Source organism: Kitasatospora sp. NPDC093102, assembly GCF_040683915.1.
Classification (GTDB): domain Bacteria; phylum Actinomycetota; class Actinomycetes; order Streptomycetales; family Streptomycetaceae; genus Kitasatospora.
In genome coordinates, this window is the sequence record NZ_JBFBFA010000013.1 from 19,471 (window position 1) to 36,416 (window position 16,946).

At 77.3% G+C, this 16,946-nt stretch carries 12 protein-coding genes; all 12 read right to left on the bottom strand.

Annotated features, from left to right (window positions below):
* Positions 1–34: 34 nt before the first annotated feature.
* Complete coding sequence (locus AB0O11_RS19365; RefSeq protein ID WP_363388136.1) at positions 35–1,663, bottom strand: thiopeptide-type bacteriocin biosynthesis protein; 1,629 nt, start codon at positions 1,661–1,663, stop codon at positions 35–37.
* Between the two features lie 18 nt (positions 1,664–1,681).
* A complete protein-coding gene (locus tag AB0O11_RS19370) occupies positions 1,682–3,583 on the bottom strand; it encodes a TOMM precursor leader peptide-binding protein (protein WP_363388138.1) in 1,902 nt (633 codons plus the stop codon).
* Complete coding sequence (locus AB0O11_RS19375) at positions 3,580–5,295, bottom strand: hypothetical protein (RefSeq protein WP_363388141.1); 1,716 nt, start codon at positions 5,293–5,295, stop codon at positions 3,580–3,582. The genes AB0O11_RS19370 and AB0O11_RS19375 overlap by 4 nt, the downstream gene beginning before the upstream one ends.
* Positions 5,292–6,491, bottom strand: a complete 1,200-nt coding sequence (locus tag AB0O11_RS19380; protein WP_363388144.1) for a hypothetical protein — start codon at positions 6,489–6,491, stop codon at positions 5,292–5,294. The genes AB0O11_RS19375 and AB0O11_RS19380 overlap by 4 nt, the downstream gene beginning before the upstream one ends.
* Positions 6,484–9,126, bottom strand: a complete 2,643-nt coding sequence (locus AB0O11_RS19385; RefSeq protein WP_363388147.1) for a lantibiotic dehydratase — start codon at positions 9,124–9,126, stop codon at positions 6,484–6,486. The genes AB0O11_RS19380 and AB0O11_RS19385 overlap by 8 nt, the downstream gene beginning before the upstream one ends.
* A 224-nt stretch (positions 9,127–9,350) precedes the next feature.
* On the bottom strand, positions 9,351–9,548 hold the full coding sequence (locus AB0O11_RS19390; protein WP_363388150.1) for a thiazolylpeptide-type bacteriocin: 198 nt from the start codon (positions 9,546–9,548) through the stop codon (positions 9,351–9,353).
* Positions 9,549–10,114: 566 nt separating this feature from the next.
* Positions 10,115–12,658: a class IV lanthionine synthetase LanL gene (gene lanL, locus AB0O11_RS19395; RefSeq protein ID WP_363388153.1), complete on the bottom strand. Its 2,544-nt coding sequence runs from the start codon at positions 12,656–12,658 to the stop codon at positions 10,115–10,117.
* Positions 12,659–12,713: 55 nt separating this feature from the next.
* On the bottom strand, positions 12,714–12,881 hold the full coding sequence (locus AB0O11_RS19400) for an SflA family class IV lanthipeptide (RefSeq protein WP_224284346.1): 168 nt from the start codon (positions 12,879–12,881) through the stop codon (positions 12,714–12,716).
* Positions 12,882–13,076: 195 nt separating this feature from the next.
* Entirely contained in the window at positions 13,077–13,988 is a 912-nt protein-coding gene (locus AB0O11_RS19405) for a squalene/phytoene synthase family protein (protein ID WP_363388157.1), read from the bottom strand.
* Positions 13,989–14,078: 90 nt separating this feature from the next.
* Entirely contained in the window at positions 14,079–14,624 is a 546-nt protein-coding gene (locus AB0O11_RS19410; RefSeq protein ID WP_363388159.1) for a hypothetical protein, read from the bottom strand.
* 132 nt (positions 14,625–14,756) lie between these two features.
* A complete protein-coding gene (locus tag AB0O11_RS19415; protein WP_363388162.1) occupies positions 14,757–15,995 on the bottom strand; it encodes a styrene monooxygenase/indole monooxygenase family protein in 1,239 nt (412 codons plus the stop codon).
* A gap of 255 nt (positions 15,996–16,250) precedes the next feature.
* Entirely contained in the window at positions 16,251–16,901 is a 651-nt protein-coding gene (locus AB0O11_RS19420) for a pyridoxamine 5'-phosphate oxidase family protein (RefSeq protein WP_363388164.1), read from the bottom strand.
* Positions 16,902–16,946 lie beyond the last annotated feature (45 nt).

A 16,946-nucleotide genomic window follows, 5' to 3' on the forward strand; every position in this document is an offset into this window, starting at 1 on the left:
ACCCGCCTCTCCGCCGGCGGTTCGGCACCCGGCCTCACGCCGCCCCCGGCCTGCCCAGCGGGAGCAGGTACTGGATGGGCTCGCCGAGGTCGTCCAGGCCGAGGAGTTCGTGGGCCAGGTCGTCCTGGAGGCCGCCGAGAGGGGTTGTGCCGAGGCCGAAGGCCGCGGAGGTCAGCAGGAGGTTCTGGGTCAGGTGGCCGGCTTCCAGGAGGCCGAGGCGCAGGGCGCGCAGGCCGTAGCGGCGGCGCAGGTGGGCCAGGTCGAGGTGGACGGCGAGGACGGCGGGGGCGTGGTCGATGCCGATGGCGTCCGGGTCGCCGGCCGGGCGGGCCAGGTAGGAGGAGAGCGCCTTGAGGTCGTCGAGGGCGGGGGCCGGGCCGATCGGGCGCAGGCTGCGGTGTTCGGGGAGGCACTGGTAGGTGCCGGCGGGCAGGCCGTCCACGGCGAGGGCGAGCACCCGCAGCCGGACGGTGTGCAGGGCGCCCGCACTGGGGTACGGGCGGTGGCCCGTGCCCGGGTTCGGGGCGTAGGCGGACCAGAGCAGTCCGCCGAGGGCGCCGGCGGTGAGCGGGCCGGTCAGCGGGCCCCGGGTGGAGTGGCGGGTGCGCAGGGCGTCGGCGAGGGTGACGGGCGGCAGCGGGTCGGCGGGCAGCGGGAGGTCACCGGGGCGGGGGCGCGGCACCGGACGGTGCGGCAGGTCGCGCAGGGCGGTGTCCTCGCTGCGGCCGATCTGGAACTTGCTGCGCTCCAGGTACTGGTGGTCCGGGGCGTGGTGGTCGGCAGGGAAGAAGGTGAACGGCCGCCCGGTCTCCAGCAGGGTGCGGGCGGCGAGGCGGCAGACCGCCCGCTCCTCGTCGGGGCCGACGCCGAGCCGGTTGAACAGCATGTGCAGCTGGGAGGCCCAGATCCAGGAGAGGCGCTCCGCGGAGTCCGGGGCCGCCACGGCCCGCATCCGGGCCGCGGTGTCCGCGACCCGCGCCGCCCAGTCCCCCAGCCAGGGCTCGGCCGTACCGGCGTCCAGCGCCGCGCGCAACACCCGGGCCCGGTGGGCCAGTGCCTCCCGCTGCCGGGCGAACACGGTGTTGACCCGGACGTGGACGGCGGCCCCGGGCAGCGGCCGGAACTCGGTGACCCACCGCCAGGACGCGGCATGGCGGCGCAGCCAGCGGGAGGCGGCGAGTTCGTCGAGGCCGAGGGCGTGCGCGGTGGCGTGGGCGAGGTCGAGCGCGAGCGGCAACCGGTCCTCGGGGGCCGCGCCGAGGGCGCGCAGGGCCCGGACGGCGGTGCGGGTGGAGTGGGTGAACACCTCCTCGGCGACCGGCAGCAGGGCCGCGCCGCCGTAGCGCTCGGTCTCGGGCTCGTACGGGACCGCCGTGACCTCGCCGTGCCCGCCCGCGAACGGGCCGTCGGGCGGGGTGCGGCGGGCGGCGAGTCGGGTGAGCTCGGCGGCGAGGGAGTCGGGCGCCGGGCCCGGGCCGCGGTAGCGGATGCGCAGGTGGGGGCCGCCCTCGCCGTAGCGGATGAAGAACCATTCGGTGTCGGCGAGCCCGTCCATCAGCGGGGCGAGGTCCTCGGTGAGGAAGGCGTCGGCCTCGCGGGCGGACAGCGGCAGCGCGAGGTGCAGGCTGTGCCAGGTGGCGACCGGCAGCGCGTGGGTGGTCATCGCGGGCTCTCCGGAAGGCTAGGGGAACGGGTGCGGGTGGAAGGGGAGTTCGTCGTGGCGCAGCGGCGCCGGGGTGCGGCCGAGGCGGTACGGGACCTCCAGCAGGCGGGGCAGGCCGCGGGTGCGGCGGTTGGCGTGGCCGAAGGTCATGGGCAGCGTGCCGGGGACGACGACCTTGGCGCAGTGCAGGCCCAGCCGCTCGCGGATCCCGGGCTCGTCCTGGGTGACCGCGAGGACCTCCAGGCCCTCCCCCGCCAGCCGGGCGATCGTCCGCTCCAGCAGTTCGGTGAGGTCGGTGACCGGTTCGGGGGCGCCGGGCCAGCGCTCGGTCCAGGGTACCGGCGGCGGGCCCGCGAAGAGGAAGTCGAGCCGGGGCTGGGCCTCGGGCAGGGCGTTGAGGCCGACGTGGTCGTCCAGGCCGACGACCAGCTCGGGGCGGTCCAGCATCGGGCGCAGCCGCTGCGGGTCGCGCGGACCGCCCGGGGCGGTGGCGCGGTGCGGCGCCTCCTGGACGTTGGTGACCACCTCGGCGACGGCGGAGCGGATCGCCGTCCGGGGGTCGTGGTGGGCTCCGGCGGCCAGGAAGGTGTGCGGGGCGTCGGGGCGGCCGCCGCGGTGGCGGCAGAGGGCGATCACGGCGGGCACGCCGAGGTCGTTGGTGGCGTCGAGCAGGGTGAGCCGGTAGCCGAGCAGCCGGGCGCGGTCGGCGAGTTCGGCGATCTGCGGGTCCTCGGTGGGGACGGTGACGCCGGGCAGCGGGGTGCGGGCGTACCAGGCCATCAGGAAGGCGTCGCGCTCGGCGACCTCGAACAGTCCGTAGAGCGCGGCCTCCTGGGGGCTGTTGCCGAGTCCGCAGCCGTTCGAGGACTCGTAGACCACCCGGGGACGGTCGCGGCCGGGTACGTCCCAGTAGGCGACGTGCTCCGGGACGGCGACCGGGCGGCGGTGGGTGAGCGACCAGCCGTGCACCCAGTCGAGTACCAGTTCCGGGGTGTACGGGACGGTGGCCACGGCGGGGTGTCCCGGGTCGGCATCGTCGGGCAGGCCGAGCCGGACCGGGTCGAGGACGGCCCCCGGGCCGACCTCGCCCGCCAGCTCGGCGTAGGAGGCCCGCAGCACGGTTCGGCGTCCGAGCGGCCGCATGCCCGCGTACCGCTCCACCGCCTCGAACAGCGCGACCCGTTCGCTGGAACGGAAGTCCGCGGCCCGCCCGTACCCGCCGTCATCGAGCGCCCGGCCGTCGGTCACCCAGGCGGTGGTGAGGGCGAAGGCCGAGTCCTCGGTGCGGAACAGCCGGCGGACCGGGCCGAACCGCTCGTCGTACAGCTCGGCCCGCAACTGCCCCGGTTCCGTACGCTCGTTGGGCCCGCGTAGGACGGCCGGGTCGGGCAGCGGGCGGGGGGTGGCGGGCAGCCGGGCGGCCCCGGGCGTGTCGGCGGGCAGCGGGTGGCAGACCTCGCAGCCGCCGACCGGGCGGACCCGGTGGGTGGACCAGGTGGCCCGGCCGCCGTGCACCACGTGGACGGTCGCCGCCCCGGCCGCCGGGGGGACGGCGGGCTCCGCGGCCGGCGGGGCGGTGGCCAGGTCGGCGGCGAGCGCGGTCACCGCGTCGGCGAAGGCCGGGGTGCCGGTGCCCCCGAGCGCCAGGTCCGGGCTCTGCCAGGGCACCCGGCCGCCGGCGGTGGCGAGCCGCTGGTACTCGACGCAGGCGAGGCAGGCCGGTGCGCCGGGGGCGAGCACCGGCCCGACCACGGTCAGCGCGCCGTCCTCGCGCACCGGCACCAGGCGTACGGGGTATGCCAGGGCGTGCCGGCTGAGCCGGGCGGCCAGGCCGAGGGTCCACTCGGCGAGGTGGACGACGGCGGTGCCGCTGGTGGTGGCCAGCGCCTGGGCCGGGGTGAGGACCGGTAGCTCGCTCATGGGCGGCCTTCCTCGGTGACGAGGGCGGTGAAGCCGCAGCCGTCCAGGGCGTCGGCGTACGGGCGGGCCTCGGGGGTGGCGGGCTGCCAGCGGGTGGTGCGCAGGCCGGTGAGCCGGACCAGGACGGCGTGCAGGTCCGCTTCCCGGGCGGCGACTTCGGCGAGCCAGCGGTCGGCCCAGCCCGGGTCCGCCCAGGCCGCCGGGGTGCGCCCGGCGGCGGCGAGCGGGGCGGCGGCGCCGGAGAGGGCTGCGTGGTGGGCGGCGACGAGGCCGCCGTCCCGGGCCAGCAGGCGGGTGAGGACGGCCAGGGCTGCGTGGGCCACCGCGTCGGCGGGGGTGGCCTCGACCGCCCGGACCCCCTCGACCTGTGCCAGGTACACCCGCTCGGAGGATAGTTGACTGATCGTCAGATCTGGTTTGCGGTCGAGCCGGCGGGCCAGGACGCCGCACCAGTGCCCGGCCTGTGGGTGGTCCCGCCAAGCGGACTGCGGCACCACGCGCTCGCCCCGGACCGGCCTACCGAGGACGGCCCGGCGCAGGGCCCGGCCGAGGGCGTGGCCCGGGTCGGCCCCGACCACCGGCACGGTTCCGCCGCCCAGCGCCGCCAGATGCAGCTCGGCGGACCGGCACGCGGCGGCCAGCCGGGCGAGGTCCGTCCGCGCCGCCCCGGCCACCAGCAGACCGGACGGGCTGTCGCAGAAGACCAGGGCCACGGGCAGCTGTGGGAGGTCGCCCGGGGAGGGCGCGTCCAGCACGCCGAGTCGGGGGTCGCCGAGGGCGTTCACCCGGCGAAGTGCCTCGGCCAGGTCCCCGGGTGGCGCGGCCACGGCTCCGGGGCCCGCCGCCCACGGATGGTGCTCGGCTCGCGGCGGGCGGGCCTCGGCGATCAGGACGGCGGGGCGCCCGGCGAGCAGCCGCGGGTCGTCGGCCGGCTCGGCCGGGTCCGGCAGTCCCGCGACGGCGCAGAGCAGCCGCTGGGCGCCGGCGGCGGCGAGCAGTGCGAGGAGCGCGGCGGGCGGTTCCGCACCCGGGTCGAGGCCCAACCGGGCGGCGACTGCCGTGGCGTCCGTCCGGGCCCGGGCCGGGTCGGCCGGCTCGGTGACGAAGCCGCCGTCCGCGCCGAGCTGCACCGCGACCGCCACCGCGCGGGCCGCCGGGTCGTCCGCCGTGGCCACCACCCGGCCGGCGGGCAGTCCGGGCTCGGCGACCACCGCCGGAGCCCTTGTCCCGCCCCGGGCCAGGGCGCGCACCACCGCGCGGGCGAGCGGGCCGTCCGGGTCAGCGGCGGCCACCACCGGGTGCGCCGCCGCCAGGGCCGCCGCTGCGCCGCCGGGATCGTCCGCCACCGAGCCCGGCCAGGGCGGCAGTCGGGCCCCGTCCGGGTGGTCCACGAGGAGGCCGTGCTCACGCAGCCGGGCGGTGACGGTGGCCAGCGCGGCCGCCAGTTCCGGCTCACCAGCGGCGTCGGCGGGCTCCGGGTCCGGCCCGGCGTCGGCGTCCGGCCCGGCGTCGGGTTGCCGCTCGGCGTCCGCGTCCGCGTCCGCGTCCGGCCCGAGCCGGGCGGCGAGCACCTGCCACAGCGCCGGGAGCGACCGGCTGCCCTCCAGGGTGAGGCTGGCGTCGCGGCCGCGCAGGTGCAGCCCCTCGCGCAGCGGCGTCACCGCCACGCCGGGGCGCAGCCGGGGCCGGACGGCTTCCGGTTCGGTCGTCATGCCGCCGCCCCCTCCATGCCCGTCTTCTCCATCCCGGGCTCCTCCGCGCCCTTCTCCTCCACGGCGCCGAGGACCGCCTGCCACCGGTGGCCGGTCAGCTCGGGCACGCTGCGCACCAGCAGGTGGGCGGCGAGGTAGCGCTCCACCGGGCGGACGTCGCAGATCGCGAGCAGCCGGTACAGGCCGTTGGTGCCGGCCCGGTTGATCAGGTAGTCCGGGCGCTGCCACATCGCGCCGTCGGGGTCGGCGCGGTGCAGCAGGCGATGGAACTCGCTGTAGCGGGTGCGCAGTTCGGCGTTCCAGCGCTCGGCCGTGGCCCGGTCACCGAGGGCCTCCGCACGCTGCCGGTACTCGGCGTGGCGGCCGCCGAGGTCGGCCCCGGCCGCCAGCCGCCGCTCGGCCAGGCTCCAGGCGGCCGCCGACCAGTGCGCCCAGTCCCGCTCCCAGCCGCGCCCGCCGCCGCTGGTGATCCGGCCCACCAGTGCGGTGACCGCCCGGCCGGTGCGCTCCCAGCGGCGCTCGAAGCCGGCCCGCAGGCTGCCGTCCGGGTCCTCGTGGACCAGGAAGTCCTCCAGGTGTGAGAGCACCGAGTAGTGCGCACCGACCAGCCCGTCGGGGTGCGCGGTGGCGTGCGCCGCCAGCGCCGTCAGCACCAGCTGCACCCGCGCCTGCGGCGTGTCGCCGTGCGCGCCGAGGAAGTGGCAGGCCGAGTCGAGGGCGGGCAGGCCGATCCGCAGCAACTCCTCGCGCAGCTCGGCGGATTCGGCGCCGATCAGTGCCCGCAGGGAGTGTTCGGCGGACCGGTCGACGGGCGCCGCCACCACGGTGTTGTCCGGCACCAGCGGCGCGTACGGCGGCGCGACCAGCTCCGCCCGTCCGGCGACGGCGGCCTCGGCGAGCAGCTGATCGTCCGACCGGTCGGCGACGGACGGGTGCACGATCGCCCACTCCCGCAACGCCTCGGCGGCCCGCTGCGCCGCCCCGGCCGCCCGCGCCTCCGGGCCGCGCAGCCGCAGCCGCAGGTGTGGCCCGTACCGCCAATGCCGCTCGACATGGGCGGCCAGCCCGTCGGCGGCCGCCTGCCGGGCCAGCGGCAGGACGGCTTCGCGCAGCGCGCGCGCCTTGTCGGGCTGGTAGTGGTACAGGACCACCTCCCAGGCGGTCGCGGCCTCCTGGCCGTCGGCCGGGTCACTCATCGGGCGCCTCCTCGGCGATGGCGGTACGGACGGAATCGAAGGCACCGGCGCCCTCCGCGCTGCCCCGGCCCGGCCGGTACGTCTCCACCACGAGTTCCACGGCCCGCGTCGGCTCCGCCTGTCCCGCGATGCCCGGGAGGGCCTCCTCCAGCACCACGCCGCGCTGGTGCCGGGTGAGCCACTTGGCCAGGTGGCGCAGGTGCAGCGGGTTGCCGAGGTCGACGGGCTGTGGCTTGGGGGCGCGCAGGTGGGCCACGAAGGCGTCGGCGGGGGTTCCCTCGGGGTCGGCGGCGGCCGGTACGGGGTGGAGGAAGAGCTGCTCGGGCAGGCCGAGCCGGGCCCGCCAGCGGGCGACGGCCGCGGCCGGGACCCCGTCGGGGCCCTGGTCCGTGGCGAGTTCGGCCCGCAGGGCGTCGAGCACCCCGGCCGGCAGGTGCCAGCGGCGGCGGGCGAGGACGACGTGCCGGTGGCGCAGGCGCGGGGTGCGCAGCACCTTGCCGCCGGGCGCGGCGAGGGTGGTGCGCGGCAGCAGCGGCCGGAAGTCGACGACCCCGTTGGGGTGGTCGGCGAGCAGCGGGCCGAGCCGCCGGGGCAGCATGACCGGCGCGAGGAAGCCCAGGTAGAGGACGTCGAGCAGCTCGCCGCTGCTCCTCAGCCGCAGCCGGAGCTGGTCGCCGGCCGGGTCGTGCACGAGGTCGAGGTCGGCCTCGGTGAGGCTGGTCCACCGCCGGTCGGGGCCGATCTCGTCGGCAAGCAGCCGCGGGTGCAGGTTGGCATTGAAGCCGCCGACCGGCCGGACCTGGGCGGCGCGGGCGCCGCCCCCGAGGCCGGACCGCAGCTGCCGGGCGACCTCGGCGGCGGCCCGCGGGTCCAGACCGTCGAGGAAGCGGCTGGTGAAGCGCCCCCAGCCGCCGTAGACGTGGTTGACGCACAACAGGCCGTCCACGGGCTCGTGTTGGACGAACCAGGAGTAGCTGAGCGGCCGGGCCGCGGTCCAGTGGGGCAGCCGGTCGGCCAGGGCGCGGACCTGCCCGGCGGGGAGCACGAGTTCGCCGTCCAGCTCCGGCAGGTGGGCGAACTCCTCGCGCAGCTCGGCCAGTTCGTCCGGCAGCGCCGGCTGCGCCCAGGCATCCGCCGCCTCGGCGCCGAAGTCCCAGGGCGCGTCGCACACCCCGCCGACGCCGTAGCGGGCGACGAAGCGGTCCCGGGCCGCCCGGCGCATCAGATGGCCGTGGTCGAACAGCTCGGCCAGTGCAGTGAGTTCGGCGAGCGCCGTACGGTCGGCCGCGTCCGGTCGCAGGTGCGGCGGCACCGGCGCGTGGACGTCCTCGCTGAGGACGCTGAGCGGTGCGGCCTCGTCCGGGACCGGCCGTCCGGCGTCGGCCAGCAGCCGCCGCCAGTTCGCACCGAGGGCGGCCAGCAGCGCGGGGCGGCGTTCGCCCGGAGTCCTGGCCAACTCGCCGGTTGCCAGGCCGAGTCGATCGATCCGTCGGGCCAGTTCGGCGTCCTCCGGCCATTGCCGCAGCCAGTCGGCCAGGCTCCGGAGCGGCTGCGGGTCCTGCGGGTCGACCGGCTCGGCGGGCACCAGCAGCCGGGCCGTCAGGAGCCGGTCCACGAAGCGGTGCACGGCCGGGTCGTCGCCCGGACGTCCGAGGGCCTCGGCGAGCCGGGCGGCGAGCCGCTCCGGTGGGGCCGGGACGGCCGCGAGCGAGGCGAGCAGGGCCAGTTCGGGCCGGGCGGCGAGCTCGACCTCCTCCTCCCGGGTGACCAGGTAGCGCCCGCCCGCGAACAGCACCTCGGCGCGGGCGTAGCGGGCCCGCCCGTCGGCGACCCGGGCGGAGCTGGTCATCCGGTGCGGCAGCGTCCGGCTGCGGCGGGGGTCGTCGAGCAGGGCCTGGACGAGCGCGGCGACCAGCGCCCGGTTCTCCCGGACGACCGCGCGCGGCTCGCCCGCCGGCTCGCCCGCCCACCCTTCGCAGACCCAGCCGACGGCGGTGAACCAGGACAGCGGGCTGGTCTTGGCGGTGGCCCGCAGGGCGTGCCGCAGAACGGCCGCCTCCTCCTTGCGGGCCCGGCCGCGCGCCTGCCCGGTCGCGCCCGCCGTGTTGGCCACCGCGCGCAGCAGGTCGGCGCTGGTGAGCGCGACGGCCCGGGTGAAGGCCGGCTCGCGGCAGACGCCGGCCAGGGCGGCCCGTTCGGCGGTCAGGGCGGGCGGGACGGCGTCGGCGAGGGCGGCCAGCAGCCGGGCCCGCAGCCGTCGCAGGTCCAGCCACTCGGCGAGTCGTGGGACGCGGCGCGGCAGGTCGGCCAGCCGGTCGAGCAGGGCCGCCCGCGGCGGGCGCCCGTTGTGCAGGTCGCGACGGAGCGGCAGCACGACCCGGCGGTGGAACTCCTCGTCGTGTCCGGCCCGGCTGGCGTAGAGGTCGTCGCAGAGGGCCGGCCGCAGGGCCTCGGCCGCGGCCTCGGCGGCGGCGAGTGCACCCAGCAGCGCCCGGGCGCCGACCGCGGCGGCGGACTGGGCGGGCCGGGCGAGCACGGTGGAGCGCACCAGGGCGTGGCGCGCGGTGTACGCGGCCGGGGCCGGTACGGGCGAGGGCGCCAGGACGTCCCGGGGCAGGGCGGCGCGGTCGGGCATGGCGGTTCCCTCCGGCGGGGCCTGGGGCGGGTCACGTGGGACTGCTCGGATCGGGCCGCGGCGTCGCGGCCCGGGCGGGGAACCGCACGTCAAGCCCCGGGTGCGCGGGACGGAACCCGGCGCGTCCAGGCGGACGCGTCGGGTTCCGTCCCGGTGCGGCGGCGCCGGCCCCGGAAGGCCCGGCCGGCAGGTTCGGCGTGCGGCCGAACCTCGGTGACGGTGCGTCAGACGATCGGCGCGACCATGGTGTCCGGCTGCGCGCAGGAGGACGAGCCCTGGCAGGAGCAGGAGCCCCAGGACGCGCCGTTCTCCGGCAGGGCGACGGTGTCGCGCAGCGAGGTGACGGTCAGCTCGCTGAGGTCGAGGTCCTGAAATTCGAGGCCCTCGGTGGCAGCGGTGCGGGACGTGGTGGTGTCGGACATGGCGTTCTCCCTGGAGTTGGCAGGCGTACCGGTCGGACCGGGAAGGTGTGCCTGCGAAGCGGGTGATGCGGGATGTGCCGGGCCCCCCGTGGGTGCGCCGTCCGCGGGCCGCTCGGACCCGGGCTTCGCGCCGCCCGAGGACGACTCTAGGCAGCGGGCGGCGGCCGCCGGTACGGGCGGCCGGCACCTTGGCCGGGAGCCCGTACCCCGTCGGCTCAAGACCGGTCGGGCTCAAGCGACGCTCCAGCGGCCCCCCACGGACCCCCGACCACGGCCCGATCCGGCCGCGACCGGCACCGGCCTCACGCGTCCTCCCGGCCTCCCCGCTCCTTGCCGTGGGCAACCTGGTTCATGAAGTCCTCCAGGGACTTCTTGACCAGCGCCCGATCGCGCGTCGAGCAGTGAAGGTTCAACGGGATGCACGGCCCGACGGGGCGTCGCCGCCGGGGCCCACGCGTTCGGCCGAGCGGCACGGCCCGACGGGGCGTCGCCGCCGGGGCCCACGCGTTCGGCCGACGGTGCCGTACGGCACGGGCCGGACGGAACCGCCGCCCGCCCGGGGCCGCTCAGGGCAGCGGCAGCAGCCCCGGCACCGGGCCGCCGCGCCGGGCGAGGCGGCGCAGGAAGGTAGCGACGCCGGGGGTGCCGACCGCCCAGGCCCGGGCCTGCGCGTCCGGTCGGCGGCCGGGCAGCAGCGGCCGGGCCGGCGGGCCGCCGGCCCGGGTGAGGATCAGCGCGGCCAGCTCCTCGGCGGCCGCCCAGTGCCGGGCCTCGCCGGTGGCCACCGCGAGGTCGACCAGGAGGTCCCCGACGCCCGCGAGGCCGCAGCAGCGGAAGACCTGCGCGGTCCTCGGGGCGAGCGTCCGGCAGGTGTCGGCCGCCTCGACGGCCATGGCGAGCAGCGCGTCGTCGCCGTACTGCCGGCCGGCCTGGACCAGCAGAGTGCCGATCCCGGCCAGCCCCCGGCACCAGGAGAGGTAGCGGCGGGTCGCCCCGGGCGCGCGGGCGGCGGCCACGATGCCCGGGAGGTCGGACGCGAGGCCGTCCACGATCCGGCGGGCGGCGAGCCGGGAGTCCTCGTCGGGCATCGCGAGCAGGAAGTGTGCGACGCCCGCGCGGCCGTGCGCGAAGCCCTCGGCCAGGGCCGCGGTGCCGGCGTTGGGCTCCTCCCCGAGGTCGTCCAGCGGCCGGCCGGCCAGCCGGGCGGCGCAGTCGGCCGCCGCCGCACGGTGCGCTCCGGCCGCCGGGCCGACGGCGGCGAGCAGCAGGTGCCCGGTGCCGATCCCGGCCGTGCCGGCGATCTGGTCCACACCGGTCCCTTCGTACCGGCGGTGCTCCGGGGGCTCGGTGCCCAGCGCGGCGGCCGCCTCGGCGAGGAACAGGTCGACGCCCGCACCGCCCTGGTACAGCGAGCCGTCCAGGTGGCCGAGGGCCGGGTGGGCGGCCGTCCAAGCGGCGAGTTCGGCGGCGGCGGCCCGGGCGTCCGGGCGGTCCGGGTGCTGGAGCAGTTCCAGACCGAGGCCGGCCGCGCCGTCGTACAGCGAGAGCAGTGTGCGAGGCCGCTCCGCGCCCGGGCCCGCGGCGACCAGCTCGCGGGCCATCCGGACGCAGGTGGTGACGGTGTGGTCGAGCGCCTGGGCCGGCCGGCCCGTGCCCCTTCGGGCGGGGGCGTCCCGTCGGCCCGGCACGGCCCCCTCCCGCAGCCCCGCCGCGGCGGCTGCGCGCCGGGCGGGGTCGAAGCTCAGCAGGCCCGCGACCAGCTCCTCCGCCGGGTGCCCGGGCTCCGGGAGGGCGGCGCGCAGGCAGGCCAGGGTGCGGTCGCGGTTGGTCGCCGGGTCCGGGTCGATCACCACCGGGTCGAGGCCGGTGAGGGCGTGGTGCAGGGTGGCGCCCAGCGCGTAGTGGTCCTCGGTGGGATCCTCCCCGGTGGCGCCGGGCAGGCCGTACCCGGCGGTGGCGCCCGGCGGGCGGTCGCCGGCCAGGGCGCTCACGCCGAAGTCGACCAGGGCGGGCCGGCCGTCCCGGTCGAGCACCACGTTCGCGGGCTTGAGGTCGCAGAGCACCACGTCGCGCGCGTGCACCGCGTCCAGCACCCGCAGCAGCCGGCGGGCCAGCGTCCACCAGTCCCGCCCGCCCGCGGCGCCGGCGTCGGCGCCGTACGGGCCGCAGGTGAGGACCTCGCGGCGCAGGTCGATCCGCCCGCAGGCGGTGCTGACCAGGTACTCGTCGGTGCCGTGCCGGAAGTAGTCGACCGGCGCGGGCACGCCGGGCACCCCGGCCAGCGCGTCGAGCACCCGGTGCTCGTGCCGCAGCCGGCCGCGCGCGTCGGTTCCCGCACCGTCCTCGGCGACGAAGGCCCGGGCCTGCTTGACCACCACCTCGCGCCCGGTGTCGAGTTCGACCGCGCGGTAGACGTGGCCGCTCGGCGCGCGGGTGATACCGGCGGTGATCCGGTAGCGGCCGGAACCGACCCGGGTGGTCGCCGGGCCGGCGGGGGCGCCGGGTGCCTCGAACGGGTCGCCCGCCCAGGGCGGCCGGCGGTAGCGGGCCTCGGCCAGGCCGGGGAACAGAGAGCCGTCCGGGCCGGTCATGCCGGCCTGCGCCTCGTCGTCGGTGACCCGGAACGGCCCGTAGCGGTAGTGCACCGGGGCGTCCGGTCGGACGGGCCGGTCGCTCACCACGGTGGGGCCTTCCCAGCCGGCCAGCGCCTGCGCCAACTCCAGTCCCAGGGTGCGGACTTCCTTCTGCCGGGGGTAGACCGTGACGGCCTTGCCCACGGCGGCGGCACCGTGCCGGCCGCTGTTGAGCTCCCACAGCGCCGCCGCGCTCACCGCGAACTTCACGTCGCAGACCCGGCCGAGCAGGATCGGGAGCGCCGTGTCCAGCAGCGCTTCGAAGCCCTCCGGGCGGGCGGACAGGTGCAGCTTCCAGCCGTGGGCGAGGTCCGGCATCCGGGGGTCCCGGAGGTACCACCACTGGCCGTCGGTGCGCAGCGGGCGGTGCGGGCCCGGCGCCCGGGACGCCAGTTCCTCGACCCGGCGCCGGAGTTGTTCGCGCAGCGCCTCCGATCGGCGGGCCTCGGCGGAGCCGGGGTCGGGCGGTGCGCTCATGGTTCCGTCCTTCCCCGGTCCGCCGTGGTCCGCCGTCCGTTCGGATCCGGGTGGATCAGGAGTTGAACTCACAGGGGAAGCGGGTCGGGACGTACGTCACCCACGGGTCGGCGAGGCAGGCGGCGGGCGCGAGGTCGGCGTCGAACTCGTCCTCGAAGACGATGGCGTCCTCGTCGATCTCCAGCGGGCCGGCGTCGCGGATGTCGGTCACCAGTGCACTCATGGGGTCCTCCCAATGATTCGGGTCCTTGGGTCCTACGCGCTGAGCGGGCTCATGCTAGCCAGACCGCCCGACCCGGGACAGGGAGCTGACAGAGCCGCCGGATCGGCTACGACAAAGGGAGGTTCCGTTTGTGGACGCCGGCTCCGCCCGCCCTGACCCGGGCGGCACGCACCGGATCGACACACCTCGGGCGGGTCAGCCGCGCAGGCGGCGGGCCCGGAGGTACTCGCGGGCCAGCAGGCGCAGCGCGGCGGGCTTGGCCGGGCTCGCCGAGCGGCGCAGCAGGGCGCCGAGGTCGGCGCGGGCGGCAGCGCTGGTGAGCTCCTCCACGCCGACGATGGAGCGGACCATCGGCCGGTGAGCGGGCGGCACCCGGTCGATGACGGCCCTGCCCTCGGCGAGGCTGCGGTCGGCCCGGTCGAGCAGGGCGCCGAGCAGGGCCCGGACGGCGGGCAGGTCTCGGGCCTGCTCCAGGTCGGTGCGGGTGACGCCGTGCTCCTTGAGGGCCTGCTCGGGGATGGTCAGCCGACCGTCCGCGAGGTCCTCGGCGAGGTCGTTGACGAAGTCGAGCCGTTGGCTGCCGTCGATGAAGGTGCGGCAGGCGGCGCGGTAGTCGCTCTGGTCGCCGTCCGGGCCGATCAGGGCGGCGACCACCATGAAGCCGGGCAGCGAGTACCCGTCGACGTAGGCCTGGTGGTCCTCCTCGGTGGCGAACCCGGTGAAGTCCAGGTCGGCTCCGGCCGCGGCGAGGAATTCCAGCACCCGGTCCCGCAGGACGGGGTGGGCGTCGACGCTGTGCAGCAGGGGACGCAGCTCGGGGTCGTCGGTACGGCCGGCGGCGAGGCTGTCGGCGACCTGCTGCTGCCAGCGGGCGGACGCCGCCCGGCGTTCGGCGAGCGGGCCGCTGTCGAGCAGGGTGTCGGTGCGGTGCATGAAGGCGGCGGCCGCGATCACGTGCGGGACCATCCGGGCGGGCAGCAGCAGTTCGGTGGCGAGCGCGGCCTCCCGCCGGTACCGGGCCATCTGCTGCCGCTGCCGGCCGTAGTCGGCCCGCAGGCCGGCCTCCCGTACGCCGGCCGCGTCCAGCGCCCGCTCCCACCTGCCCACTCGGTCCACCCCATCGTTCGTTCGACGGGGACCGAGCGTAGCCGGTGGGAGCGGGAGGACCTATTCGGGCCCTGGCCGCCGCGCCGCGCGTCAGCGTTGGCGGATCGCGGAGAAGCCGCAGGCCGGGGTGCAGAGGGTGACGATGCCGCTGTAGCGGTAGGTGGTGCGGCCCCGGGTGACGCTGTGCATGGTGTACTTCTCCCGCAGGTTGAGCTCCCGGCAGCGCGGGCAGGCGGCGCTGACCGGTTTGCCCCAGGGGCGGTTCGGGTTGAGCTTGGCGATCGAGACGACCATCAGGACGGCGGCCACGCCCGCGCCGCCGAAGCCGACCGCTCGCCACACCCCGTTCGAGGACTCCCGACGGTCGATCATCTCGTCGTAGGAGTAGGTGCCCCCGCCGCCGCGGCTGGACCAGATCCGGCACTCGCTGTGCCGGGTCATGGTCTTGCCGTCGCAGGTCGGCGGGGTGTCCGGATCCGACTTGCCGACCACGAGCGCCAGGAAGAAGCCGAGTGCGATCAACAGGCCGAACACGGCCACGGCGACGGTCCGGCTGCGGCCGGTGTGCAGCCGTTTGCGCTCGTTGAACGCCGTGTCGATCACAGCCTGGGCCATGTTGCCCCCGTCGACCGCCACTGCTCTTCTCCCGTCCGTCCGCGCCGTTCGCCCGGCCCGCGTTCCGGGCCCGGCGTCCCCCTCGTCCGGGGGCGAGAAGAACCCACCATCAACGATGCGCGCTTGTACGGGACTTGGGAAGAGCTTGACCGTTCAGTTGTCCGCCGTGACCGAAGCGAGGTAGGCGGCCGCCTTGGCCGGGTCGAAGTACCACTCCTCCAGGTCCGCCGGGTCGTCGAAGGCGTTGGCGAACCGGTGGGCCACGGCGGGCAGTGCACCCCCGGCGGCGAGGATTTCGAGGACGTGCGGGGGTGGCGCGGCGAGCAGTGCGTTGCTCCAGGCGGTGGCGGGGGTGGCGGTCCGCCAGAACCCGTCGAAGGCCGCCTGCTGGAAGGCGCGGTCGAAAGGCTCGTCACCGTGGGCGAGGATCGCTTCCAGGTAGCCGGCGGCGCACTTGGCGGCGTTGTTGGAGCCCTGACCGGCGATCGGGTCGTTGAGGACGACCACGTCCGCGACGCCCAGCACCGTGCCACCGCCGGGCAGTTCGCCGATCGGGCGACGCACCCCCGGGGTGAAGCGACCGGCCAGTGTGGCACCGGCGTCGGTGAGTTCGACGCCGGACCGGGTGCGTTCGTACTCCCAGGGAGTGAATGTCTTCATCAACTCCAGTGTCACCCGCAGGTGTTCGGCCGGATCGCGGATCCCGTCGAAGGCGTCCGCCGGACCGCCGGGCCGGGCCTCCCAGACCAGGGCGTCACAGGGCCCGGCCTCGGTCAGCGCCGGCACCAGGAAGAGCTCGCCGACGCCCGGCACCAGGTTGCAGCGGACCGCCGGGAAGTCGTGCTCGGGGCGCGGCCCGAGCCCGTGCACGTAGCTGGCGGCCAGTGCGCGCTGCGGCCGCTCGTACGGGGAGCGCTCGTGGTCGCGCTCGAACAGCGAGGCCAGCGCGCCCTTTCCGGACGCGACCAGCACCAGGTCGTACGAGCCGACCAGGTTCTGCAGGTCGCTCGCGGTCACCTGACGCAGCTCGACCCGGCCGCCGCGCTCCGCGAACAGCTCCAGCCACGTGGACATCTTCAGCCTCTGGTCGACGGACTGCGCGTAGGCGCCCAGCCGCCCGACCCAGTCGATCGCCCGCTCCGACCCCGGCCCGGCGACCGACACCCCGAGGCCTTCGATCCGGGGCGCCCGGTCGGCCCACAGGTCCAGGCCGAGGGCACGCTCGGTGCGCAGCGCGGAGTCGAACATGCACTGGGAGGACATCACCCGCCCGCCGCGCACCTCCTCCGGGCCGCGGTCGGTCAGCACCGTCACGTCGTATCCGTGGGCCTGTAGCCCCAGGGCCAGTTGGAGTCCGGCCTGCCCGGCGCCGACGATCAGAATTCTTCGCATCGCCCCTGCTCTCCTGGTAGTTCGTCCCGGACGGCGACCAGGACGGCGGCCGCCCCCAGCCTGCTTACCAGTCATCGGGGCGCCCGTCCACGGGCCGTGCCGGTGCCCGCCGCCCCGGTCACGGTCCCCGGGCCCGCCCGCCGGCAGCCGGCGCCCAACGCCCTGCGGCGGTACAGCACCTGCCGGCCCTGCTCGCCCCGGCCCGTCACTTTCCGGCGGTGCGCCGGGCCCGGGCGCGGCGCGGGGGCGGGTGCCTCACCCCGCGACCAGCCGCCGGCCGTTGATCTCCTCCGGACGGATCCGCACCCAGCGCGGCCGCGCCCCGCCCGCCCAGGGGGTGGCACCGGGCAGGCCCGCCAGGCGGTCGAGCTCGGCCGGGTCGTCCACGTAGTGGGCCGGGCCGAGGGCGAGCACGCTCCAGCCGCGCCCGAGGTACTCGTCGATGTGGTCGACCTGGAAGGAGACCGCGGCCCCGTCCTCCGGCGCGGCGGCGTCGTGCTCGCCGGTGCGGTAGGCGAAGGAGCCCTGGTCCACCACGTAGTTGACCGGCAGCACCACCGGCCCCGGCTCGACCGGCAGGCCGATCCGGCCGATGCCGTGACTGCCGACCAGCTGCCAGCACTCCGGCTCGGTGAGGTCGAGCAGCCGGGGGCGCGGGCCGGCGCCGCCCTGGCCGGGCGGGGCGTCGGCGCGGCCGGACAGCAGCTCGCTGCGGGTGCTGTCGAGGGCGGCGGCGATCCGGACGAACCCCGCCGGGTCGAAGGCGGGCCCGGCGTCCAGCAGGCACCGCAGATAGCGGGGGGCCATCGCGGCCCGCTTGGCCAGCGCCTCCTCGCTGAGGCCCAGCTGCTCGCGCCGCTCGGCGATCCGACGGGCCACGACGGCGGGGTCGGGGGTGTCGTTCACGGTGGTGACTCCTCGGCTTGCCGGGGGCCGTCGGGCCGCGTCCGG

Excerpts from the sequence above, each read along its gene's own strand:
- AB0O11_RS19365 (WP_363388136.1), bottom strand. The coding sequence starts at position 1,663 with ATGACCACCCACGCGCTGCCGGTCGCCACCTGGCACAGCCTGCACCTC.
- AB0O11_RS19370 (WP_363388138.1), bottom strand. The coding sequence starts at position 3,583 with ATGAGCGAGCTACCGGTCCTCACCCCGGCCCAGGCGCTGGCCACCACC.
- AB0O11_RS19375 (WP_363388141.1), bottom strand. The coding sequence starts at position 5,295 with ATGACGACCGAACCGGAAGCCGTCCGGCCCCGGCTGCGCCCCGGCGTG.
- AB0O11_RS19380 (WP_363388144.1), bottom strand. The coding sequence starts at position 6,491 with ATGAGTGACCCGGCCGACGGCCAGGAGGCCGCGACCGCCTGGGAGGTG.
- AB0O11_RS19385 (WP_363388147.1), bottom strand. The coding sequence starts at position 9,126 with ATGCCCGACCGCGCCGCCCTGCCCCGGGACGTCCTGGCGCCCTCGCCC.
- AB0O11_RS19390 (WP_363388150.1), bottom strand. The coding sequence starts at position 9,548 with ATGTCCGACACCACCACGTCCCGCACCGCTGCCACCGAGGGCCTCGAA.
- lanL (WP_363388153.1), bottom strand. The coding sequence starts at position 12,658 with ATGAGCGCACCGCCCGACCCCGGCTCCGCCGAGGCCCGCCGATCGGAG.
- AB0O11_RS19400 (WP_224284346.1), bottom strand. The coding sequence starts at position 12,881 with ATGAGTGCACTGGTGACCGACATCCGCGACGCCGGCCCGCTGGAGATC.
- AB0O11_RS19415 (WP_363388162.1), bottom strand. The coding sequence starts at position 15,995 with ATGCGAAGAATTCTGATCGTCGGCGCCGGGCAGGCCGGACTCCAACTG.